Source organism: Lentisalinibacter orientalis, from assembly GCF_040706535.1.
GTDB classification, from domain to species: Bacteria; Pseudomonadota; Gammaproteobacteria; order Steroidobacterales; family Woeseiaceae; genus Lentisalinibacter; species Lentisalinibacter orientalis.
Window position 1 is genome coordinate 372,747 of the sequence record NZ_JAPDRJ010000003.1, and the last position, 22,258, is coordinate 395,004.

General features: G+C 68.4%; 18 protein-coding genes. 11 read left to right on the plus strand and 7 right to left on the minus strand.

The window, feature by feature from the left end; all coding sequences use genetic code 11:
• Positions 1 to 17 precede the first annotated feature (17 nt).
• A complete protein-coding gene (locus ACJMK0_RS13325) occupies positions 18 to 2,348 on the minus strand; it encodes a DNA translocase FtsK (protein WP_405238901.1) in 2,331 nt (776 codons plus the stop codon).
• A 234-nt stretch (positions 2,349 to 2,582) separates the two neighbouring features.
• Here ACJMK0_RS13325 and trxB point away from each other — a divergent pair, with 234 nt between their 5' ends.
• The 4 genes from trxB to infA are packed head-to-tail and all read left to right on the plus strand — an operon-like array spanning position 2,583 to position 5,777.
• Positions 2,583 to 3,566 carry a thioredoxin-disulfide reductase gene (gene trxB / locus ACJMK0_RS13330; RefSeq protein ID WP_405238902.1) on the plus strand — a complete coding sequence of 328 codons (984 nt, stop codon included), beginning with the start codon at positions 2,583 to 2,585 and terminating at the stop codon, positions 3,564 to 3,566.
• A gap of 3 nt (positions 3,567 to 3,569) precedes the next feature.
• The gene (locus ACJMK0_RS13335) at positions 3,570 to 4,742 is read left to right on the plus strand and encodes a GNAT family N-acetyltransferase (RefSeq protein WP_405238903.1); all 1,173 of its coding nucleotides are present in this window, start codon (positions 3,570 to 3,572) and stop codon (positions 4,740 to 4,742) included.
• A 19-nt stretch (positions 4,743 to 4,761) separates the two neighbouring features.
• Positions 4,762 to 5,511, plus strand: a complete 750-nt coding sequence (aat, locus tag ACJMK0_RS13340; RefSeq protein WP_405238904.1) for a leucyl/phenylalanyl-tRNA--protein transferase — start codon at positions 4,762 to 4,764, stop codon at positions 5,509 to 5,511.
• A 47-nt stretch (positions 5,512 to 5,558) separates the two neighbouring features.
• Positions 5,559 to 5,777 (plus strand): translation initiation factor IF-1, encoded by a 219-nt coding sequence (gene infA, locus ACJMK0_RS13345; RefSeq protein ID WP_405234691.1) that lies wholly within the window; start codon positions 5,559 to 5,561, stop codon positions 5,775 to 5,777.
• A gap of 71 nt (positions 5,778 to 5,848) precedes the next feature.
• Here the strand turns inward: infA and clpA are convergent, their stop codons facing one another.
• A complete protein-coding gene (gene clpA, locus ACJMK0_RS13350) occupies positions 5,849 to 8,134 on the minus strand; it encodes an ATP-dependent Clp protease ATP-binding subunit ClpA (protein WP_405238905.1) in 2,286 nt (761 codons plus the stop codon).
• A 40-nt stretch (positions 8,135 to 8,174) separates the two neighbouring features.
• Positions 8,175 to 8,504, minus strand: coding sequence for an ATP-dependent Clp protease adapter ClpS (gene clpS / locus ACJMK0_RS13355; protein WP_405238906.1), 330 nt, complete (start codon positions 8,502 to 8,504; stop codon positions 8,175 to 8,177).
• Between the two features lie 334 nt (positions 8,505 to 8,838).
• Between clpS and gspC the strand changes: the two genes are divergently transcribed.
• The 5 genes from gspC to ACJMK0_RS13380 all read left to right on the plus strand — a co-directional run bounded on the left by gspC (position 8,839) and on the right by ACJMK0_RS13380 (position 14,980).
• Positions 8,839 to 9,735 (plus strand): type II secretion system protein GspC, encoded by an 897-nt coding sequence (gene gspC, locus ACJMK0_RS13360; protein ID WP_405238907.1) that lies wholly within the window; start codon positions 8,839 to 8,841, stop codon positions 9,733 to 9,735.
• Entirely contained in the window at positions 9,732 to 11,774 is a 2,043-nt protein-coding gene (gspD, locus tag ACJMK0_RS13365) for a type II secretion system secretin GspD (protein ID WP_405238908.1), read from the plus strand. The genes gspC and gspD overlap by 4 nt, the downstream gene beginning before the upstream one ends.
• A complete protein-coding gene (gspE, locus tag ACJMK0_RS13370) occupies positions 11,771 to 13,309 on the plus strand; it encodes a type II secretion system ATPase GspE (RefSeq protein WP_405238909.1) in 1,539 nt (512 codons plus the stop codon). The genes gspD and gspE overlap by 4 nt, the downstream gene beginning before the upstream one ends.
• Positions 13,310 to 13,329: 20 nt before the next feature.
• Positions 13,330 to 14,544: a type II secretion system inner membrane protein GspF gene (gene gspF, locus ACJMK0_RS13375; RefSeq protein WP_405238910.1), complete on the plus strand. Its 1,215-nt coding sequence runs from the start codon at positions 13,330 to 13,332 to the stop codon at positions 14,542 to 14,544.
• Between the two features lie 142 nt (positions 14,545 to 14,686).
• Entirely contained in the window at positions 14,687 to 14,980 is a 294-nt protein-coding gene (locus ACJMK0_RS13380; protein WP_405234684.1) for a hypothetical protein, read from the plus strand.
• Between the two features lie 10 nt (positions 14,981 to 14,990).
• On the opposite strand, the gene ACJMK0_RS13385 is transcribed toward ACJMK0_RS13380, so the two are convergent.
• From ACJMK0_RS13385 to lexA, 4 genes are read right to left on the minus strand one after another with little or no spacing between them, the layout of a single operon-like run.
• On the minus strand, positions 14,991 to 18,071 hold the full coding sequence (locus ACJMK0_RS13385; RefSeq protein ID WP_405238911.1) for an error-prone DNA polymerase: 3,081 nt from the start codon (positions 18,069 to 18,071) through the stop codon (positions 14,991 to 14,993).
• Between the two features lies 1 nt (position 18,072).
• On the minus strand, positions 18,073 to 19,782 hold the full coding sequence (locus ACJMK0_RS13390) for a Y-family DNA polymerase (protein WP_405238912.1): 1,710 nt from the start codon (positions 19,780 to 19,782) through the stop codon (positions 18,073 to 18,075).
• Between the two features lie 18 nt (positions 19,783 to 19,800).
• Complete coding sequence (gene imuA, locus ACJMK0_RS13395) at positions 19,801 to 20,526, minus strand: translesion DNA synthesis-associated protein ImuA (RefSeq protein ID WP_405238913.1); 726 nt, start codon at positions 20,524 to 20,526, stop codon at positions 19,801 to 19,803.
• Positions 20,527 to 20,542: 16 nt separating this feature from the next.
• Positions 20,543 to 21,160 carry a transcriptional repressor LexA gene (lexA, locus tag ACJMK0_RS13400; RefSeq protein WP_405234680.1) on the minus strand — a complete coding sequence of 206 codons (618 nt, stop codon included), beginning with the start codon at positions 21,158 to 21,160 and terminating at the stop codon, positions 20,543 to 20,545.
• Positions 21,161 to 21,177: 17 nt separating this feature from the next.
• Between lexA and ACJMK0_RS13405 the strand changes: the two genes are divergently transcribed.
• On the plus strand, positions 21,178 to 21,762 hold the full coding sequence (locus tag ACJMK0_RS13405) for a DUF2799 domain-containing protein (RefSeq protein ID WP_405238914.1): 585 nt from the start codon (positions 21,178 to 21,180) through the stop codon (positions 21,760 to 21,762).
• A gap of 151 nt (positions 21,763 to 21,913) precedes the next feature.
• On the plus strand, positions 21,914 to 22,216 hold the full coding sequence (locus ACJMK0_RS13410; RefSeq protein WP_405220207.1) for an Lpp/OprI family alanine-zipper lipoprotein: 303 nt from the start codon (positions 21,914 to 21,916) through the stop codon (positions 22,214 to 22,216).
• Positions 22,217 to 22,258 lie beyond the last annotated feature (42 nt).

Sequence of the window (22,258 nt, forward strand, 5' to 3'; positions counted from 1 at the left end):
TTTTCTCGATCCCACATTCAGTCCTCGGGCGGCGGCGGCGCGAGCACCTCGCGCGAGCCGTTCGCCTGCAACGGTCCCACCAGGCCGGCCTCTTCCATGGCTTCCACCATGCGCGCGGCCCGGTTGTAGCCGATCTTCAGGCGCCGCTGGACCCCGGAGATCGAGGCCTTGCGGGTCTCGGTCACGATGCGCACCGCCTCGTCGTAGAGGGGGTCCTGCTCGCTGTCCACGCCCGCGTCGCCGGCGCCGCCGATATCCGGCATGCCGGGTATTGGACTCGTGGGGCCGCTGAGAATTTCATCGATGTAGTGCGGCTGGCCGGCCTTGCGCAGATATTTCACCACCTTGTGGACCTCGTGGTCGGCCACGAAGGCGCCGTGCACGCGCTCCGGCATGGAGGTACCGGGCGGCAGGAACAGCATGTCGCCGTGGCCCAGCAGGTTCTCGGCGCCCTGCTGATCGAGGATGGTGCGCGAATCCACCTTGGCCGAGACCTGGAAGGCGATGCGGGCCGGCACGTTGGCCTTGATCAGGCCGGTGATGACGTCGACGCTCGGCCGCTGGGTGGCCAGGATCATGTGGATGCCCGAGGCGCGGGCCTTCTGGGCCAGCCGCGCGATGAGCTCCTCCACCTTCTTGCCGACGATCATCATCATGTCGGCCAGCTCGTCGATCACCACGACGATGAACGGCAGCGGCTCGAGGTCCGGCGCCTCGACGGGCTTGTCTTCGTCCACCAGCTCCGGCGGCTCCCAGGTGGGATCCTTCAGAGGCTCGCCCGCGTCGGCGGCCTCGCGCACCTTGCGGTTGTAGCCGCCTATGCCGCGCACGCCCAGCGCCGCCATCAGCTTGTAGCGCCGCTCCATCTCGGCGACGCACCAGCGCAGCGCGTTCGCCGCCTCGTTCATGTCGGTGACGACGGGGGTGAGCAGATGCGGGATGTCCTCGTAGACGGAGAGCTCCAGCATCTTGGGGTCGATCATGATCAGCCGCACGTGCTCCGGCTGGGCCTTGTAGAGGAGACTCAGCACCATCGCATTGATGCCGACGGACTTGCCGGAGCCGGTGGTGCCCGCGATCATCAGATGAGGCATGCGGGACAGATCCGCCACCACGGAGTTGCCGCCGATGTCCTTGCCGAGCGCGAGCGTCAGCGGCGAGGCCATCTCGTCGTAGACCTTCGAGCGCAGGATCTCGCCGAGTGTGACCAGCTCCCGGCTCTCGTTGGGTATCTCTAGCCCGATGTAGGCCTTGCCGGGGATTACCTCCACCACCCGCACGCTGACCACCGAAAGCGAGCGTGCCAGGTCCTTGGCCAGGTTGGAGATCTGGGCGGACTTCACGCCCGGCGCCGGATCGAGCTCGAAGCGCGTGATGACCGGCCCCGGATGCACGGAGACCACCTCGACGTCGATGCCGAAGTCCTTCAGCTTCAGCTCCACCAGGCGCGACATCGCCTCGAGCGCGTCCTCGGAATAGCCCGAGCTCTGCTTCGGCGGATCGTCCAGCAGGCTCAGCGGCGGCAGCTCGCTGGCCCCCGGCGGCTCGAACAACGGCACCTGGCGCTCCTTCTCGGCCCGGTTGCTGGTCTCGAGCGCCGGGATCACCGGCTCGATGCGGGGCTTGGGCCGGCTGGCGGTGCGCTTCTTCTCCGCCCGCACCACCTCCTGACGCTCCTGCTGCGCGCGCCGACCCCGGGCCCGGTCCCGCAGCCGGTCGAACAGCCCGACGAGCCGCTCCCAGCCCTCGAGCGCGAAATGGCCCACGTGGTCCATCACCGCCAGCCAGGAGAATCCGAGGAACACCGCCACGCTGCCGACCCAGACGGCGAGCAGCAGCAGCGTGGCGCCGAGCGTGCCCATGAGCGACTGCAGGCCGCCGCCGACCAGCTGCCCGACCACGCCGCCCGCGGTCTCGCGCAGCTCCGCGGCGGCGAAGTGCAGCGTGCCGAGGCCGCAACTGGTCGCCAGCGTCAGCAGGAAGCCGGCGAAGCGCAGCCCGAATTCGGCCCGGTCCAGGGGCTCGGGATTCCGGCGCTCGCGGAAGATCAGCCAGCCGGCGAACAGCATCATCACCGGGAACAGGTACGCCGGCGCGCCGAACAGCATGTAGCTCAGGTCCGAGAACCAGGCCCCCACCGTGCCGATGCGGTTATGGATGCGATCCGCCCCGCCGGCCTGGGAGAAGGCCGGATCGGCCGGGTGATAGGTGGCCAGTGCCACGAACAGGATGATGGCGAGCGCGCCGAAGACCCACAGCGCCGCCTCCCTCAGGGTGCGCACGAGGGGTGCCTGCACGGGCGCGCGGGGACCGGTGCGTGACTGTTTCAGACGCGTTGCTTTCGCCATAGTGGGAATTATGTCTCGGACGGAGCCGCCTACGATAGGTCGCGGGCCGGCGCCTTGGCAACTTCGCGGCAACTTCAGCACAACTTCGACGCGGCCGGCGGCCGAGCACGGGATTTTGCCGACCTCGGCCGCAATCCCATAAACTCGGTCCCTCTGATCGACCGGGGCCGCCACGGTTCCACCAGGGTTCCGCCCGGTCACCGACGCACCGAGAGCACGAGACGCGGAGCAATTATGACTGAGACGAGACACTGCCGGGTACTGATCCTCGGCTCGGGGCCCGCCGGCTATTCGGCGGCGGTCTACGCGGCCAGGGCCGGACTCGACCCGGTGCTCGTCACCGGCATGGAACAGGGCGGCCAGCTCATGACCACGACCGACGTGGACAACTGGCCCGGCGACGTGGAGGGCCTGCAGGGCCCCGGCCTGATGGACCGCATGCTCCGCCACGCCGAGCGCTTCGACACCGAGATCATCAACGACCACATCCATACCGCGGACATCACCCGGCGCCCGTTCACGCTCCAGGGCGACTACGGCACCTACACCTGCGACGCCCTCATCATCGCCACCGGCTCCTCCGCGAAGTACCTGGGCCTGCCGTCGGAGGAGGCCTACAAGGGCCGCGGCGTCTCGGCCTGCGCCACCTGCGACGGCTTCTTCTACCGGGGCAAACCCGTGCTGGTGGTCGGCGGCGGCAACACGGCGGTGGAGGAGGCGCTTTATCTCTCCAACCTGGCGTCGAAGGTGACGCTGGTGCACCGGCGCGACAGCCTGCGGGCCGAGAAGATCCTGCAGGACAAGCTCTTCGCCAGGGCGGACGAAGGCAAGGTGGAGATCGTCTGGGACCACGTGCTCGACGAGGTGCTGGGCGACGACGGCGGCGTCACCGGCGTGCGCATCCGGGACGCGGCCCACGAGCACGCCACCCGCGAGATCGACTGCGACGGCGTGTTCATCGCCATCGGCCATAACCCGAACACGGAGCTGTTCCGCGAGCAACTCGAGACCCGCAACGGCTACATCGTGGTGAAGTCCGGCATCGACGGCAACGCCACCGCCACGAGCGTGCCGGGGGTTTTCGCCGCCGGCGACGTGGCCGACCACGTCTACCGTCAGGCGATCACCTCGGCCGGCACCGGCTGCATGGCGGCGCTGGATGCGGACAAGTACCTCGAGTCCCAGGAGACGAACCAGTCCCGGGAGGCCGCGGCTTAAGCCGTGGCCGGCCCGCTGCCACGCGAAAGCGACACCGGCATCCGCATCCATGCCGGCATCGACGAGATCGCGCCCGCGGCGTGGAACGCGCTGGTCGACCCGCGCTATCCCTTCCTGCGCCACGAGTTCCTGGCGGCGGCCGAGCGCCACCGTTGCGCTTCCCCCGAAACCGGCTGGACCCCCTGCCACGTGGCGCTGTACGAGGCAGGAGAACTCGTCGGCGCAGTGCCGCTGTACGAGAAGACCCATTCCTGGGGCGAGTTCATCTTCGACTGGGCCTGGGCGGACGCCTACCGCCGCGCCGGGCTCCCCTACTACCCGAAACTGGTCGCCGCGGTCCCGTTCACGCCGGCCACCGGTGACCGGCTGCTGACCCGCGGCGACGGGGCGCAGTCCCGACGCGCCGCGCTGGCGGCCGCCGTGATCGCCCATGCCCGGGAGCGCGACCTGTCGTCGGCCCACGTCCTTTTCCCCATCCGGGAGGAACTGCCGGCACTCGAGGGCGCCGGTTTCCATGCGCGCAAGGACTGCCAGTTCCAGTGGCGCAACCGCGACTATGCCGACTTCGACGACTTCCTGGCCGACTTCAGCTCCGCCAAGCGCAAGAAAGCGAGGCGCGAACGCCGCCGCGTGGCCGAAGCGGGCATCGGTTTCCGCAACCTGGCCGCCGACGAGCTGAGCGAGGCCGAGTGGACCGAGGTATTCCGGCTCCTGAGTTACACCTTCATGCGCCGGGGCAACGTGCCCTATCTCAGCCTGGAGTTCTTCCTGGAGCTGCGCCGCACGCTACCGGGCGCCCTGCGGGTGATCGTCGCCGAGTCCGACGGCGCCATCGTCGCGGCGGCCGTCTTCTATCGCGGCAGCGATACGCTGTACGGCCGTTACTGGGGCAGCGACGACGACTATCACAGCCTGCACTTCGAGACCTGCTACTACCAGGGCATCGAATACTGCATCGCCGAGGGGATCGTGCTGTTCGAGCCCGGCACCCAGGGCGAGCACAAGATCCGCCGGGGCTTCCTGCCGACGGCGACCTGGTCCGCCCACTGGCTGGCGCATCCCCAGTTTGCGGCCGCCGTCGGCCGCTATCTGGACGAGGAGCGGGCGCACGTGGACGACTACATCGAGGCGGCCGCGGAGCATTCTCCGTTCCGCAGCGACCTCCGCGCCGACTGATCCGCCCGGCGCCGCCACGATGTACCGCATCCACTGGCTGTCACGACACGACCCGCCGGACGCGTTCCCCGACGCCGAACTCGCGCTGCGCGATCCGGACGGCCTGCTGGCCGCCGGCGGGGATCTGTCGGCGGAGCGGCTGCTCGCCGCCTATGAGCGGGGCATCTTCCCCTGGTACGAGGAAGGCCAGCCGGTGCTGTGGTGGTCCCCTGACCCCCGCGCCGTGCTCCGCCCGGACGGCATACACGTCTCTCGCAGCCTGCGCCGCAGCCTGCGTCGAGCGGGCTACGCCGTGACCTGGAACCGGGCTTTTCGGCGCGTGATGGCCGCCTGCGCCGAGCCGCGGCCGGGCCAGTACGGCACCTGGATCACTGCGGCGATGGAGGAGGCGTTCGCCGAACTGCACGCCCGGGGCTGGGCCCACTCGCTGGAAGTGTGGCAGGGCGACGAGCTGGCCGGCGGCCTCTACGGCCTGGCGATCGGCCGGGTGTTCTTCGGCGAGTCCATGTTCAGCCGGCGGACGGACGCCTCGAAGACCGCCATGGCCGCCCTCGGCGCCGAGCTGGTCCGGCGGCATTTCGCCCTGATCGATTGCCAGGTGGTTTCACCCCACCTGCTCAGCATGGGTGCGAAGACCATGCCCAGGCACGACTTCCTCGACCTCCTCCGCCGCCATTGCGCCGGGCGCCGGAAACTCCGGGATGCGCCCGCGGAGCCGCTTCCGGCGCGGGCGCTGGCCGCTCCGGGCCGCGTTGCAAACGGGGTCTAGTTTCTGCACAATGCCGGCCTCCCAGCGAACCGAGGTGTGCCGAACACGTGGCGAAAGAAGATGCCATTCAGATGGAAGGAGTCGTCATCGAGACGCTTCCCAACACCACATTCCGTGTGGAACTCGAGAACGGTCACGTGGTGACCGCCCACATCTCGGGCAAGATGCGCAAGAACTACATCCGCATCCTCACCGGTGACAAGGTCACGGTGGAACTGACGCCCTACGATCTCTCCAAGGGCCGCATCGTCTACCGCGGACGGTAGCCTGATAATGTAGGAGGGCCTTCAGGCCCGATCCATTTTGCCGAATCGGGCCTGAAGGCCCTCCTACACTCCTACTCGGAATCCTCCGGCAGGTGGGCCAGCTCGCGGCGCACCGGCTCCGGCTTCAGCTCCAGATCCCCGTCTTCGCTCACCCGGATGCGTACGTGCCCGCCTTCGGCCAGCTGGCCGAACAGCAGTTCCTCCGCCAGCGGACGCTTGATCTTCTCCTGGATCAGCCGCGCCATCGGCCTCGCGCCCATGGTCGGGTCGTAGCCGCGCTCGGCGATCCAGGAACGGGCCTCGTCGTCGAGCTCCAGTGTGACGTTGTTGGCGGTGAGCTTCGCCTCGAGCTCCACCACCAGCTTGTCGACGACCCGGGCGATGGAGGTGGCGTCCAGCGAGGCGAACTGGATGATGGCGTCCAGCCGGTTGCGGAATTCCGGCGTGAACGTCTTGTTGATGATCGCCAGCGCGTCGCTCGAGTGATCCTGCTGCATGAAGCCGATGGAGCTGCGGCTCACCTCCGCCGCGCCGGCGTTCGTGGTCATCACCAGGATCACGTTGCGGAAGTCCGCCTTGCGGCCGTTGTTGTCGGTGAGCGTGCCGTGATCCATGACCTGCAGCAGCAGGTTGAAGACTTCCGGATGGGCCTTCTCGATCTCGTCGAGCAGCACCACCGAGTGCGGGTTCTTGCTCACGGCCTCGGTCAGCAGGCCGCCCTGGTCGTAGCCGACGTATCCCGGCGGGGCCCCGATCAGCCGCGACACCGTGTGCCGCTCCATGTACTCGGACATGTCGAAGCGCACGAGTTCGATGCCGAGCGAGAGGGCCAGCTGTCGCGTGACCTCGGTCTTGCCCACGCCGGTGGGACCGGCGAAGAGGAAACTGCCGACCGGCTTCTCCTCCTCGGTGAGGCCCGAGCGCGCCATCTTGATGGACGACGCCAGCGCCTCGATGGCCGTGTCCTGGCCGAAGATGACCAGCTTCAGGTCCCGCTCCAGGTTCTTCAGCACGTCCTTGTCGGAGGCGGATACGCTCTTCGGCGGGATGCGCGCCATGCGGGCGACGACGTTCTGGACCATCTCCGCCGTCACCGTATCGCCGCGCTCCGCCGCCGGCTTCAGCCGCAGATTCGCACCGGCCTCGTCGATGACGTCGATGGCCTTGTCCGGCAGATGGCGGTCGTTGATATGGCGCGAGGACAGCTCCGCGGCCGCCTCCAGCGCGTCGGTGGCGTAGCGCACGCCGTGGTGCTCCTCGAAGCGGCTGCGCAGCCCCTTCAGGATCTCCACCGTCTCCTCCACCGTCGGCTCCGGCACCTCGATCTTCTGGAAGCGCCGTGCCAGTGCGTGATCTTTCTCGAAGATGCCCCGGTACTCCTGATAAGTGGTGGAGCCGATGCAGCGCAGCTGTCCGTTGGCGAGCACGGGCTTGATCAGGTTGGAGGCGTCCATGACGCCGCCGGAAGCCGCACCCGCGCCGATCACGGTGTGGATCTCGTCGATGAACAGGACGGCGCCCGGGTCCTCGCGCACCTCGGCCAGCACGGCCTTCAGCCGCTTCTCGAAATCGCCCCGGTACTTGGTGCCCGCGATCAGCGCACCCATGTCCAGGGCATAGATGGTGCAGTCCTGCAGTACTTCCGGGACCTTCTCCTCGACCACCATCCGCGCCAGGCCCTCGGCGAGCGCGGTCTTGCCCACGCCGGCCTCGCCCACGTACAGGGGATTGTTCTTGCGCCGCCGGCAGAGTATTTCCACCGTGCGCTCGATCTCTATGCTGCGGCCGATCAGGGGGTCGATGCGCCCCTCCTCGGCCAGCCGGTTCAGATTGGTGGCGAATTTATCGAGCGCCGACGAGCCGCCCTCGGGTTCGACGCCGGGCTCCTCCTGAGTAGCCTCGGCATTCTCGCCGCCTTCGTCACCGATCTTCGTGATGCCGTGGGAGATGTAGTTCACCACGTCGAGGCGCGTGACGTCCTGCAGGTTCAGGAAATAGACCGCCTGGGACTGTTTTTCGCTGAATATCGCCACCAGCACGTTCAGGCCGGTGACCTCCTTGCGCCCGCTCGACTGCACGTGGAAGACCGCCCGCTGCAGCACGCGCTGAAAACCGAGCGTCGGCTGGACATCGTTCTCGTCTTCCAGCGACACACGCGGGGTGGACTCGTCGATGAATTCGGTGAGTTGTGCGCGCAGCTTCGCCACGTCGGCGTCGCAGGCCCTCAGCACGTCGTGTACCTGGGGTACGTCCAGCAGCGCGAGCAGCAGGTGTTCCACCGTCATGAATTCATGGCGATTCTCGCGCGCCGACTGGAAGGCCTCGTTCAGGCAGAATTCGAGTTCACTGTTCAGCATAGTTGGTTACGACCGTCCGTCGTCGAAGTAGTTCTGAGGCTCAGGCCTCTTCCATGGTACACAGCAGCGGGTGCTGGTGCTGTTGCGCGTAGCCGTTCACCTGGGCCACCTTGGTCTCGGCAATCTCGTAGGTATAGACACCGCACACGCCTTTCCCCCGCGTGTGCACCTCGAGCATGATGCGGGTCGCCTTCGGCCGGTCCATGCCGAACACCCGCTCCAGCACCTCCACGACGAATTCCATGGGTGTGAAATCGTCGTTGATCAGGACCACACGGTACAGCGGCGGGCGCTTCAGTTTTGGCCGGGATTCCTCGACGGCCAGACCGGTGTTGTCCTGCTGATCCTTGTTCGGTGTCTCTTCGCTCATGATCCGGTGAGGAGCTTCCTGCTGTTCGACGATGACGCCCGCGGGCCGGCGATGCCCGACTACGGATTATATATATGCGGCCGCCTGTGCCGTTGACAACCCGCGGCGGCGCACGTTCCCCGGCACGGGTACCGCCCCGCCGGAAGCCGCGCCAGCGCTCCGTTTGCGCCGATTTTTTAGGTAGTTACCACCTTGTTCGGTGATATGCTGACCCTTATCATGCCTCCGGTGCGTTAGACGGAGCGGGATGCTCTCCGGGCGGGGGGCCAGACAAGGCGCAGGGGTGCCGCGCAAACCCATGAATGCGGAAATGAAACTGGCGGAGCTCAAGAGCATGAGCCCTTCGGATGCGGTGTCGGCTGCGGGCCGCCACCTGCCCCGGTGGGTGGCGCTCGCGCTGGTCATCGCCATCGGCTGGCAGCTCGCCTCCATGATCTGGATGCTCGTGCCCGCCGGCGAGGAGGACGACGTCGCACCGCCGCCGGCCGCATCCCCTGCCCCGTCGGCGTCCAATACCCGTGTCAGCGGCATCGACGTTGCCGGCATCGTCAACGCACACCTGTTCGGCGAAGCCTCCGCCGATGCGCCAGCTCCGGTCCAGTCGGAGATCGACGACGCGCCCGAGACCCGCCTGAGCCTGACCCTGAAGGGCACGGTGGCGGCCGACGATCCGGCCTATTCGCTGGCCATCATCGCCGACAGCCGCGGCGACGAGAAGGTGTATTCCATCCGCGACAGCATCCCCGGCGGTGCCTCTCTGCATGCCGTCTACGCCGACCGGGTGATTCTGAACCGCGCGGGCACGCTGGAGGCACTGAAACTGCCCCGCGAAGCCGAGGGCCAGACGGTCAACCGCAGCCGCCAGACCAGTTCGGCGCGCGTGGCGACGACGTCGAGCCAGCCCAGCGTGCAGCAGATGATCACGGACAACGCAGTCCAGCTCATGGACGTCATCCGTCCGCAACCCTATTTCGCCGACGGCCAGCAGCGCGGCTATCGGGTGTACCCCGGCCGTGACCGCAAGAGCTTCGCCGCGCTGGGCCTGCGGCCCGGCGACCTGGTGACCGCCATCAACGGCACGCCCATGAACGACCCCCGCACCGGGATGGAGGTATTCCGGACCCTCGGCGACGCCACCCAGATCACGGTGACCGTGGAACGCAACGGTCAGTCCGAACAGCTCACGCTCAGCACCAGCCAGCTGGAACTGGGCGATGACGGAAGCAGATGAAGACGGCAGTGAACATGCACAACGAGAACAGCCACACCCGCAATTCCCTCACGGCGCTGTTGCGCGCATCCCTCGCGGCGGCCGCGCTGGCGGTATGCGGGCTGGCCGTCGCCCAGAACGCGACGATCACGCCCAATTACAAGGACGCCGACATACGCCAGATCATCGAGGCGGTGAGCGACGTCACGGGCCGCAACTTCATCGTGGATCCGCGGGTGAAGGCGCAGGTCACCATGCTGTCGTCCACGCCGATGTCGGCGGACGCGTTCTACGAGACGTTCCTCTCCATCCTGGATGTCTACGGTTTCGTGGCGGTGCAGAGCGGCAATGTCGTGAAGATCCTGCCGGATGCCAACGCGCGCCAGATACCCGGCGCCGAGACCTACTCCGGTGACGCCGCCAACGACGACATCGTCACCCAGGTCATCGAGGTGCAGAACATCGCCTCCGCTCAGCTGGTGCCGATACTGCGGCCGCTGATCCCCCAGTACGGCCACCTGGCGGCGCATCCGCCGTCCAACATGCTGATCATCTCCGACCGTGCCGCGAACGTCCGGCGGCTGCTGCGCATCATCGGCCGCATCGACCAGGCAGGCGACGAGGACATCGAGGTGGTGCCGCTGGAGCACGCCACCGCGGGCGACGTCGTCCGGGTGCTGACCTCGCTGGCGCAGGCCCAGCGCACGGAGGGGGCGGGCCAGATCGGGCTGGTGGCCGACGACCGCACGAACAGCGTGCTGATCAGCGGCGAGAAGAACCAGCGCCTGAAGATGCGCACCCTGATCGCGCACCTGGATACGCCGCTGGAAGACGGCGGCAATACCCGCGTGCGCTATCTGCGCTACGCGAACGCCGAAGAGCTATCCACAAAGCTGCAAAGTCAGTTCACGGGCGCCGGCGCCGGCGGCCAGGGCGCTCAGGCCGCAGCCCAGGGCGGCGGTCTTGCCGGCGCCGCCGGCGGCCCGGTGCAGATCTGGGCAGACGAGCTCACCAACGCCATGATCGTCACGGCGCCGCCGAAGGCCATGCGCGCCATCATGGCCGTGGTCGACAAGCTGGACATCCGCCGGGCCCAGGTGCTGGTGGAGGCCATCATCGTCGAGATCACCGCGGACAAGTCCGCCGAGCTGGGCGTGGAATGGGCGGTGGACGGCAGCGCCGACAACAACGCCATCGGCATCCAGAACTTCCCCTCCTCGGGCGTGAATCTGCTCGGGCTGGCGGGAGCCGCCGCCGGCGGCGGCGAGGATGCGGCGAATGCGTTGTCCGGTCTCGGCTCGGGCATCACGCTCGGCGTGGGGCGGATTTCGGAGAACGGCACGAGTTTCGTCGCGCTGCTGCGCGCCCTGCAGGGCGACGCCGACACCAACATCATCTCGACGCCCACCATCGTGACCATGGACAACGAGGAGGCATCCATCGAGGTGGGCCAGGAGGTGCCGTTCCTCACCGGGCAGTTCACCAACACCGGCGCTAATACCGGCGCGGTCAATCCGTTCCAGACCATCAACCGGGAGAGTGTCGGCACGAAACTCGAGATCACGCCGCAGATCAGCGAGGGCGAGTCCATCGTGCTGAAGATCAACCAGGAAATCTCGAGCATTGCCCAGGGCGCCACCGGCGCGGTCGACCTGGTGACCCAGGAGCGCAAGATCTCCACCTCGGTGATCGTGGAGAACGGCGGCATCCTGGTGCTCGGCGGCCTCATCGACGACACCATCCGCGAGAGCGACCAGCGCGTGCCCGTGCTCGGCAGCATCCCGGTGCTGGGGAACCTGTTCCGCTCCCGCTCCACGAATACGGTGAAGGCGAACCTGATGGTATTCATCCGTACTTCCATCCTCCGCAACCCGGAACAGACGCACATGGCGACCGAGGAGAAGTACAACTACATGCGCGACATGCAGCAGGAAGAGGGCCGCATCCGCCTCATGCCCGGCAAGACACGGCCGACGCTGCCGCCGCTGGAGACCTACGAGCCGAGCGAACCGTCCGAGCGTCCCGGCAACATAATGTCCGGGGAGGACATCGACGAATGAGTGAGATGGAGACCACGGAACTGAGTCTCGCCGAAGAGATCCCTGCGACGGAACCGCCGAAGATCGGCGACCTGCCGGAGAAGCGCCTGCCCTTCTCATTCGCCAAGCGCCACGGGGTACTGATCCGCGACTACGCCGACGGCAAGGCCGACGTGATCTGCCGGGTCGGCGTCTCGCCGGTGAGCCTGGCGGAGGTGCGCCGCTATGCCGGCGTGCCGCTGAAGCTTACCCGCGTGACGGCGGAGGCCTTCGACGCCATGTTGCGACAGGCCTACGAGGGCGGCAGCAACAACGCCATGCAGATGATGGAGGGGCTCGGCGACGACACGAACCTCTTGCAGGTGGCCCAGGAGCTGCCGGAACCCTCCGACCTCCTGGAGAGCGACGACGACGCGCCCATCATCCGGCTGATCAACGCCGTGCTGACCGAGGCGGTCAAGGAGAACGCCTCCGACATCCACGTGGAACCCTACGAGAACCGGCTCGTCATCCGCTTCCGCGTGGACGGCGTGCTGCGCGAGGTACTGGAGACCCGGCGCGCGGTGGCCCCGCTGATCACCTCGCGCATCAAGGTCATGTCGAGGCTCGACATCGCCGAGAAGCGCCTGCCCCAGGACGGCCGCATCTCGCTGCGCATCGCCGGGCGTGCCGTCGACGTGCGCGTCTCCACGATCCCGTCCGGCCACGGGGAACGGGTGGTGCTGCGTCTGCTGGACAAGCAGGCGGGACGCCTGGATCTCAATTCGCTGGGCATGGACCAGGCCTCCCAGCGCACCATGGACGAGCTCATCCACAAGCCCCACGGCATCCTGCTGGTGACCGGCCCCACCGGCTCGGGCAAGACCACCACGCTGTATGCGGCGCTGGAGCGCATCAACGACAACAGCCGAAACATCATGACGGTGGAGGACCCGATCGAGTACTACATCGACGGCATCGGCCAGACCCAGGTGAATACCAAGGTGGAGATGACCTTCGCCCGGGGACTGCGCGCCATCCTGCGCCAGGACCCGGACGTGGTCATGGTCGGCGAGATCCGCGACCTGGAGACGGCCGAGATCGCCGTGCAGGCGTCGCTGACCGGCCATCTCGTGCTCTCGACCCTGCACACCAACACCGCCGTGGGGGCGGTGACCCGCCTGCGCGACATGGGCGTGGAGCCCTTCCTGCTGTCGTCCAGCCTCATCGGCGTCCTGGCCCAGCGCCTGGTGCGCGTGCTCGACGACGACACCAAAGTGCCCTATACGGCCCGGGAGTACGAATGCCGCGTCCTGAAGGCCGACCCCGACAACCCGCCCACCATCTACCGGGCCGGCGACGTCGAGGACGGCGGTTTCCGCGGCCGTACAGGCATCTACGAACTGGTGCCCGTGGACGATCACATGCGCACGATGATCCACGACGGCGCCGGCGAGCACGAACTGGAGAAATACGCCCGCAATCTCAGCCCGAGCATCCGCGACGACGGTCGCACCAAAGTCCTCTCCGGCGTTACCACCCTGGAGGAGGTACTCCGGGTTACGCGGGCTGACTGAATCCGTCCGGGACCGGCCAGGTGGGAGCATTCGAATACGTCGCGCTCGACAGCGCCGGCAAGGAGAAGAAAGGCGTTCTGGAGGGCGACACCGCCCGGCAGGTCCGCCAGCTCCTGCGCGAGCGCGCGCTCGTGCCCCTCGAGGTCTCGGAAGTGGCCGAGAAGGAATCCGCGCGCCAGTTCTCCGTGGGGCTGCGCCGCGGCTTCTCTGCGACGGAACTCGCGCTCGTCACCCGGCAGCTCGCCACGCTCGTCAACTCCGGCATGCCGCTGGAGGAAACGCTGCAGGCCGTGGCCCAGCAGACGGAGAAACCGCGCACCCAGAGCATCCTGCTGGGAGTGCGCGCCAAGGTCATGGAAGGCCACACGCTCGCCGACGGGCTGGAGGAGTTCCCGCAGGCGTTCCCCGAGATCTACCGCGCCACCGTCTCGGCGGGCGAGCAGTCCGGTCATCTGGACGCCGTGCTCGAGCGGCTGGCCGACTATACGGAGACGCGCCAGGCACTGCGCCAGCGCATCACGAACGCGCTGGTCTACCCCATCGTGCTCGTGCTGATGTCGCTCGGCATCATCGCCTTCATGCTCTCCTACGTCGTGCCCCAGGTGGTCGGCGTGTTCGAGACCACCGGCGCCGAGCTGCCCATCCTCACCCGGCTGCTGATCGGCATCAGCGATTTCCTGAGGGAATGGTGGTGGCTGCTCATCGCCGGAATCGCCGCCGTCGCGTTCGGCGTGTGGCGCTTGCTGAAGCTCGAGGGGCCGCGCCGGCGCTATCACCGCCTGCTCCTGCGCCTGCCGCTGATCGGCCGCATCACCCGGGGTGTCAACACGGCGCGGTTCACCCGCACGCTCAGCATCCTCGCCGGCAGCGGCGTGCCCGTGCTGGAGGCGCTGAAGATCTCCGCCGAGGTGATCATGAACGTGCCGATGCGCGAGGCCGTGCAGGAAGCCTCGCTCAGGGTGCGCGAGGGCGGCGCCATCTCCCGCTCGCTCGCCGCGAGCCGCCTGTTCCCGCCCATGACCATTCACCTCATCTCCAGCGGCGAGTCCAGCGGTCAGCTGGAACAGATGCTCGGCCGCGCCGCCGACAACCAGGAGCGGGAGATGGACGGGCTCATCACGACCATGATGGGGATCATGGAGCCGCTGCTGATCGTGTTCATGGGCGGCGTGGTGCTGACCATCGTGCTGGCCATCCTGTTGCCGATCTTCCAGATAAACAATCTCATCCAATAGCCGAATTCCCGCATAAATACAAAAAGTTACGAGTTTTGTAAAAACTGTGGCCCGCCCTGTTGCGCTGGCACCCCCATTCGGGATATACATGCGCCGAACGTGACATAAACTCTCTGACACGAGCCGGCGCGGGGGCGCTCCCATGGACGAGACGTTGATGCAGTTGGAACGGGAAGATCCACTCGACGTGGACGACGAATTCGAGGATGAAGATATGGAGGATGCGGATCTGTCCGCAGAAGACGACGCTGACGATGATAACGTCGGAGAGTTATCCGTCGAGATCAACGTCGAACAGCTGGTCGCCGAGATTGAGGGCTCGCAGTCCGGCGGCACCGGCAGCTTCGCGGCGCGTCGCCGGCTGGAGGAACTGATGGAGCAGAAGCGCTTCGAGCGTGCGCTGCGCGACATGGACGACTGGGACTTCGACGACTGACTCCGACACTTCAGTGGAAGTCCCGCGAGCGCACGGCCAGACTCCCCAGCAGACCGTTGTGCTCCGTCAGCCTCCTGGCGATGACATGGACCACCTCCCCCTCTATCTGTACCTCGCCTTCCACCCCCATCAGCCGCGCCGATAGCAGCGCACGCCGCTCGGCCTCCGCGGTCGCCTTCCACACCACCAGATTGACCTGACCGGTCTCGTCCTCGAGGGTGACGAACGTGACCCCGCTCGCGCTCCCCGGCCGCTGGCGGGTCACCACCAGCCCGGCCACCCGTACCCGCGTCCCGTGCCCGGCTGCCGGCAATTCCTCCGCCGTGATGTAGCGCCGACGGCGGAAACGCTCCCTGAGCAGCGCCATCGGATGGCGCCCCAGGGTCAGGCCGAGGCTCTCATAGTCGGCGCGCACGTCCTGCCCCTCGGACGGCCGGGCGAGGAGCGGCGATGCCTCGTAGCGGGTCATGGACCGGAACAGCCCCTCCGGAGCCTCCACGCCGGCCACGTCCCAGCGGGCCCGGAAGCGGTGTCCCGCGAGGGTGGCCAGCGCACCCGCCGCGGCCAGGGCGGACAGGGCGGCGCGATCCAGCCCCGCCCGCTCGGCGAGGTCCTGCACCGAGCCGAACCGCCCCCCGCTCTCCCGCGCCGCCACCAGCGACTCCGCCGCGGCCGCGGCGAGCCCCTTGACCCGGTCGAATCCCAGCCGCACCGCGGCCGTGTCGTCCTCGCGCCGCTCCAGCGAGGACTCCTCCCGGCTCGCGTTCACGTCCACCGGGCGCACGTCCACGCCGTGGCGCACGGCGTCCTGCACCAGCTGGGAGGGCGCGTAGAAACCCATGGGCTGGCTGTTCAGCAGCGCGCACAGGAACGCCGCCGGCTCATGGCATTTCAGCCAGGCGGAGACGTAGACCAGCAGCGCGAAGCTCGCCGAGTGGGACTCCGGGAAACCGTACTCGCCGAAACCCTGTATCTGGTTGAAGATCTGTTCGGCGAATTGCTCGCCGTAGCCCCGCTCGCGCATGCCGGCCTTCAGCTTGTCCTCGAAGGGGCCGAGCCCGCCGCGGCGCTTCCAGGCGGCCATCGCCCGGCGCAGCCGGTCCGCCTCGCCGGGTGTGAAGCCGGCCGCCACCACGGCGAGTTCCATCACCTGCTCCTGGAATATCGGCACGCCCAGGGTGCGCTCCAGCACGCCACGGACCTCCTCGCTGGGGTAGCTCACCGCCTCTTCGCCGCTGCGCCGGCGCAGATACGGGTGCACCATGTCGCCCTGGATGGGACCGGGGCGGATGATGGCCACCTCGATGACCAGGTCGTAATAACAGCGGGGCCGCAGCCGCGGCAGCATCGCCATCTGGGCGCGGGACTCGATCTGGAACACGCCCATGGTGTCCGCCGCCGAGATCATGTCGTAGACCGCCGGGTCCTCCGCCGGCACGCCGGCCAGGTCCAGCTCGCGGCCGTCGAAACCGCGCATGAGGTCGAAACAGCGGCGGATCGCCGTCAGCATGCCGAGGCCCAGCACGTCCACCTTCAGCAGTCCCAGCTCCTCCAGGTCGTCCTTCTCCCACTGGATGACGGTGCGCCCCTCCATGGCGGCGTTCTCCACCGGCACGAGCTCTTCCAGCGGGCCGTCCGAGATGACGAAGCCGCCCACGTGCTGGGACAGATGGCGGGGAAAGCCGATGAGCTCGCGCACCAGCGTGAGCAGCCGGCGCATGCCCGGGCTGTCCGGGTCGAGGCCGGCCTCGCGCACACGCTCGGGGTCCACGTGGCTGCCGTCCCACCACTGCATGGCGCGCGCCAGCCTGTCGGTCTGCAGCGAGGAGAGGCCGAGCGCCTTGCCCACGTCGCGCATCGCGCTGCGCGGCCGGTAGGTGATCACCGTGGCCGCCAGCGCGGCATGCTCCCGGCCGTACTTCGCGTAGATGTACTGGATCACCTCCTCTCGGCGCTCGTGCTCGAAATCCACGTCGATGTCCGGCGGCTCGTCCCGCTCCTTCGAGATGAAGCGCTCCACCAGCGTGGACATCCGCTCCGGGTCCACCTCGGTGATGCCGAGGCAGAAACAGACCGCGGAATTGGCGGCCGAGCCGCGCCCCTGACAGAGGATGCCCCGGGAGCGCGCCCAGGCCACGATGTCGTGCACCGTCAGGAAATAAGGCTCATAGGCCAGATCGGCGATGAGCGCGAGTTCGTGCTGCACGAGGTCGCGCACCTTGCGCGGGGCACCGTCCGGCCAGCGCCGGGCCATGCCCTCCTCCGTCAGGTGCGCCAGCCAGCTCGCGGCGGTATGGCCCGCCGGCACCAGCTCCCGGGGATACTCGTAGGCGAGTTCGTCCAGGGAGAAGTCGATGCGCTCCGCCACCGCGACCGTCTCGCGCAGCAACGCCGGCGGATAGAGCTCGCCGAGGCGCGGGCGCGAGCGCAGGTGACGCTCGCCGTTGGGATGCAGGGCGAACCCCGCCTCGGCCACGGGCACCTTCAGCCGGATGGCCGTGAGCGTATCCTGCAGAGCGCGGCGGCCGCGGCGATGCATGTGCACGTCGCCGGCTGCGACCAGCGGCAGGCCGGTGCGCCGGGCGAGCCGGCCCAGCCCGTCCAGCCGGGGCCGGTCCAGCCCGTCGGCGGCGAGCTCCGCGGCGATCCAGCAGCGGCCGGGGAACAGCCCGGCGAACCAGTCGCCGTGCCGGCTGCCGCCGAGGTCCCGGCCCGGCAGCCACAGCACCAGGCAGTCCGGCAGGCCGTCTTCCAGGTCTTCCCGCTGCAGCCGGTAGGCACCTTTCTCCGCATTGCGCCTGCCCCGGGTGATCAGCCGGCACAGCCGGGCATAGCCGCGGCGGCTGGCCGCGAGCGCCACCAGCGCCGGCCCGTCGGCGAGGCGGAATTCGGCGCCGACGATGAATTTCAGGTCTCGCCCGCGGGCCGCGCCGTGGGCACGCACCACGCCGGCCACCGAGCATTCGTCGGTGAGGGCCAGCGCGGTGTAGCCCAGCGCGTCCGACCGCTCCACCAGTTCTTCCGGATGGGAGGCGCCGCGCAGGAAAGTGAAATTGCTGACGGCGTGCAGTTCGGCGTAGCGAGAGGTCATCTCAGCCGAAGATGCCCTGCAGATACCATCCGGCCGGCGGGCGACGCTCCCGGAAGACCCAGAGCCGCGCGCCGGCGCCCGTCTCGGCCACGTAGTAATCCCTGGCCGTGTCCGCGCCGTCCCACCAGCCGCTCTCGATACGCTCCGGCCCGTCCACGAACTGCAGCGGGCCGTCGTGGCAGGGATGCCCCTCGTGCACGGCGAGCCGCTGGGGCTGCGTCAATATCCACAGCGGACGCTCGAGCAGCAGATCATCGCCCTCTCCCCGGTCGGCGACCGCGGACAATTCCCGTACCCGGCTCCAGGGTGACGGCCCCGCACCGCCGCCGCCCGCCAGGCCCTCCAGGGGGTCGACCTCGTCCCAGGCCTGCTGGGGCCGGTGCTCCGCGAGACTCCTGAGCCCGCGGACGGCATTCTCGCCCAGCCGGGCCCGCAGGCTCTCCACCAGCCGGGGCAGCCCGCCGTCATGCCGGCCGGCCTGGCCGGCCTGGCCGTGTATCAGCGGCAGAGCCGTCGTGTCGCCCTCGCGGTGCTCCAGGCGTCCCGTGGCGAGTTCCACGGCGATCGCCGGCGCCGGCAGGCGGAGGCGCTCCAGCCGGATGCCGAGCAGGCTCCGCCAGTGCTCCACATCGCAGCAGGCATCGCTGAAGCCCAGGGTGAGCGGCGTCGCCCCGCCGCGCAGATGGAAGAAGCGGAACCGCAGACGCCGCGCCGCCCGCTGATGGCGCAGCAGGAAGTCCTCCAGGGAGGCCAGCAGGCGCGAGCAGCCGGCCGCGAGCAGCGCCTCGTCCCGGGTCTCCTCTCCGAGGTCTATCTGTTCGCGGAATTGCGGCGGACCCGTGTAATGGGGCCGCGGGTCCGGCAGCCGGCCGAAGGCCCGGTCCAGCGCCTGCAGCCGCGCCGCGCCAAAGCGCCGGGCGAATCCTTCCCGGGGCAGCCGGCGGCACTCGCCGATGCTCGTCACGCCAGTGCCCGCGAGCCCCCGCAGCACCGCCGCCGGCCATCCGGTGACCCGCAGATCCAGCGAATTGAGATGCCGTGGCAGTTCCGCCACACCCTCCACCCGGCCGCCGCCGTCCCGCGAGAGCCAGAGCGCCGCCAGCGGCGTGGGGGCCACGCAGACGAGGGGCCGGTGCCCCCGTTGCCGCAGCCCCTCGACGACCAGCCGGCAGAGACGATCCAGACCGCGGAACAGACGCAGGCTGCCCTGCACTTCCAGCAGCAGCGCATCCGGGCCCTCCAGACTGACCAGGGGACTGAAGCGTCCCGCCCAGTCAGCCAGGGATTCCAGCAGGATGCGCTCGCGCCGCGGCCGACGCGAGACGGTGAGGAGTTCCGGTACCAGTGCCAGGGCGGCGTTCAGCGTCTGGCCGGGCCGGATCCCGGCCGCCGCGGCGGCCCCGTTCGCGAGATGGACGACGACCTGCCCGCCTTCCTCTTCCATCACCGCCACCGGCCCGGCCGACGCCGCGGACTCACCCAGTGCCTCGAGGGCGATCCCGGGCAGACGGATGCACAGCCACAGCTGCGAGCGGCGCTGCCGCGAATACGAAGGAGACGGGTCTTCGGCCGGCGGTTCTCCACCACCGAGGGGCAGCGGCTGCTGCCGGGCGGGTCCGTGCGCGGCCGTTACCCGCCCCCGTTCAGGCCGGGGATGCGGAGACTCTCCTGCTGCCGGCAGGGCGGAATCGGGCTCGGGCGGCGATACCATGGAGAGGCGGCCACGTCGTCAGCCCGAACCGGCGCGCCCGCCGACGCCCACCGCTGCCGCGCTCTCCTCCAGGCCCTCCCCCGGCGGGCGCACCAGCGGCAACGGACTACCGCCGTCCCGGCCGTCATAGTCGCTCACCAGCGCGGGCCGCGCGCCGCGTACCTTGAACAGGTCCACATCGGTGCCGTTGCTGCCGGGGCGAAGCATCAGCCGCAGCGCGGCAGCGGACGCCTCCCGCCTGGCGGCGGCCGGCCGGAAGGCGATGGCCCAGCTCTCTCCCCTGCCGGCCGCGAGCTGCAGCCGCCGGCTGGTGCGCTCGTCCATGCGATTGATCCAGGCCAGAACCGCCACACAGGTGCCCGAAGTCAATGCCTGCTCCATCGCCCAGAGCGCTTCCTGATCACGGGCCGGATGGATCAGCAGTACCCGGGAGACTTCCAGCCCCCACTGCATCAGCGCCGGTGCATAGGGCACATGGGGCGGCGCGATCCAGACCACCCAGCCCTCACGCTGCCGGCACAGTGCGGAGAGCGCCGGCATGAACAGGCGCAACTCGCCGATGCCGCAGGCGGCGGACAGGGCTTCGGTGAGCGAGGCGAGCGGCCAGCCGCCGCCGGGCAGGCAGGCGTCGAGCTTGCGGTAACCGGTGGCCGCCACCCGGCCGGCCTGACCCTCCCGCACGGCGCCCTCGCTGCCGCGCCAGAGCCGGTAACTGCCGAGTAACTGTTCGAGGGCTTCGTCCACGGGAGCGGGAGACGCGTCAGTGCACCGGCATGCCGTCGCGGATGACGCCGACGACCACGCCCTCGATGACCAGCGGCTGATGGGCGAGATCCACCCGTATCGGGGCGAACTCGCTGTTCTCCGGCATCAGCCAGACCATGGTGCCTTCCTGCCGGTAGCGCTTCACGGTGACCTCGTCCTCCAGACGGGCCACCACGATCTGGCGACTCCGCACCTCGGGCGTGCGGTGCACGGCCACCAGGTCCCCGTCCAGGATGCCCACGTCCTTCATGCTCATGCCCTGCACCCGCAGCAGGTAATGAGGCTTCGGCCGGAACAGGCTCTTGTCGATCTGGTAGTGGGCCTCGATGTTCTGCTCGGCCAGGATGGGCTGACCGGCGGCCACCCGCCCGACCAGCGGCAGGCCCATCTGCTCGCGCAGGGAATCCTTCAGCTGGATGCCGCGGGAGGTGCCGGGCCTCAGTTCCAGCACGCCCTTGCGTTGCAGCGCCCGGAGGTGCTCCTCGGCGGCGTTGGGTGAGCGGAAACCCAGCTCCTCGGCGATCTCGGCCCGGGTGGGCGGCATGCCCGTTTCGGCGATGAAATCCTGGATGAGTTTCAGAATCTGCGACTGGCGTGGGGTGAGATCGGCCATGGTGTTATCCTGTATGCATGCCCAGATACTGTGATTATATACAGGTTCGGGTCCGGCGCAAGTTTCTCTGGCTCATCCTGCCCGCCGCCCTCCTGGCCGGCGGCTGTGCCACCCTTTCGGAGACCGAATGCCGCCAGGCCGACTGGGAAGCGCTGGGAGAAGCCGATGGCGCCGCCGGCTATCCGCCCGACCGCATCGAGGAACACCGGGAGGCCTGCGCCGAATACGGCATCGTCCCCGCCGAGGACGCCTACGCCCGCGGTCGCCTCGCCGGCCTGGACCGGCTGTGCACGGTCCCCGGCGGCCTTGCCCACGGCCGTGCCGGCCGCACCTATCAGGACGTCTGCCCGCCCGGCTACGAGGAGGACTTCTACCGCGGCTACCAGGTGGGCCGGCGCATCCATCGGGTGAGCGAGGATCTGGACGATGCCGAACGGGCGGTACGACAGCTGGAATTCGACCTCCAGCGAGGCGACCTGACCGACGATCAGCGCCGTTCGATCTACTACCGCCTCCGCAATCTCGAGCGCGACCGTGATTCCCTGGAGCGCGAACTGGCACGGCTGGAGGACGAAGCCCGCCGGCTGCTCAGCGAACTCTGACGGACAGCGCCGGATACCTGTCGCAAAACGCAGACAAATCAAATGCCTCGGAGCGAAAAAAAACCGCCCTCGATGCCTGATTACGTTGAACACTGACCGCGTTTAATAAATAATACGCTTGTTTTTAATGCCTCCAATAGGGGAAAAGCATATGAAGAGAATCGCAACGAAACTCGGCGCCGTCGCAGCCACGATGCTGCTGGTCACCGGTTGTGCCAACCAGACCGCTCTCGACGAAGTGCAGGCGACCGCCGAACGCGCTGCTGCCGACGCCGCTGCTGCGAAGTCGGCTGCAGAAGCCGCACGTTCCGCAGCGGACCGTGCCAGCCAGATGGCTTCCAGCGCTCAGAGCACCGCCAGCCAGGCGCTGTCGGCCGCACAGGGCGCGCAGAGCTGCTGCGATGCGAACCGCGAACGCCTGGAGCGCATGTTCCAGAAATCGATGTCCAAATAATTCGCAGGTTCAGAGATTCTTCAACGCCGCGCTCGTCGCGGC

Bases quoted from the DNA above. Each gene is read 5' to 3' on its own strand.
- ACJMK0_RS13325 (WP_405238901.1), bottom strand. From the start codon at position 2,348: ATGGCGAAAGCAACGCGTCTGAAACAGTCACGCACCGGTCCCCGCGCG.
- trxB (WP_405238902.1), top strand. From the start codon at position 2,583: ATGACTGAGACGAGACACTGCCGGGTACTGATCCTCGGCTCGGGGCCC.
- aat (WP_405238904.1), top strand. From the start codon at position 4,762: ATGTACCGCATCCACTGGCTGTCACGACACGACCCGCCGGACGCGTTC.
- clpA (WP_405238905.1), bottom strand. From the start codon at position 8,134: ATGCTGAACAGTGAACTCGAATTCTGCCTGAACGAGGCCTTCCAGTCG.
- clpS (WP_405238906.1), bottom strand. From the start codon at position 8,504: ATGAGCGAAGAGACACCGAACAAGGATCAGCAGGACAACACCGGTCTG.
- gspC (WP_405238907.1), top strand. From the start codon at position 8,839: ATGAGCCCTTCGGATGCGGTGTCGGCTGCGGGCCGCCACCTGCCCCGG.
- gspD (WP_405238908.1), top strand. From the start codon at position 9,732: ATGAAGACGGCAGTGAACATGCACAACGAGAACAGCCACACCCGCAAT.
- gspE (WP_405238909.1), top strand. From the start codon at position 11,771: ATGAGTGAGATGGAGACCACGGAACTGAGTCTCGCCGAAGAGATCCCT.
- ACJMK0_RS13380 (WP_405234684.1), top strand. From the start codon at position 14,687: ATGGACGAGACGTTGATGCAGTTGGAACGGGAAGATCCACTCGACGTG.
- ACJMK0_RS13385 (WP_405238911.1), bottom strand. From the start codon at position 18,071: ATGACCTCTCGCTACGCCGAACTGCACGCCGTCAGCAATTTCACTTTC.
- ACJMK0_RS13390 (WP_405238912.1), bottom strand. From the start codon at position 19,782: ATGGTATCGCCGCCCGAGCCCGATTCCGCCCTGCCGGCAGCAGGAGAG.
- lexA (WP_405234680.1), bottom strand. From the start codon at position 21,160: ATGGCCGATCTCACCCCACGCCAGTCGCAGATTCTGAAACTCATCCAG.
- ACJMK0_RS13405 (WP_405238914.1), top strand. From the start codon at position 21,178: ATGCCCAGATACTGTGATTATATACAGGTTCGGGTCCGGCGCAAGTTT.
- ACJMK0_RS13410 (WP_405220207.1), top strand. From the start codon at position 21,914: ATGAAGAGAATCGCAACGAAACTCGGCGCCGTCGCAGCCACGATGCTG.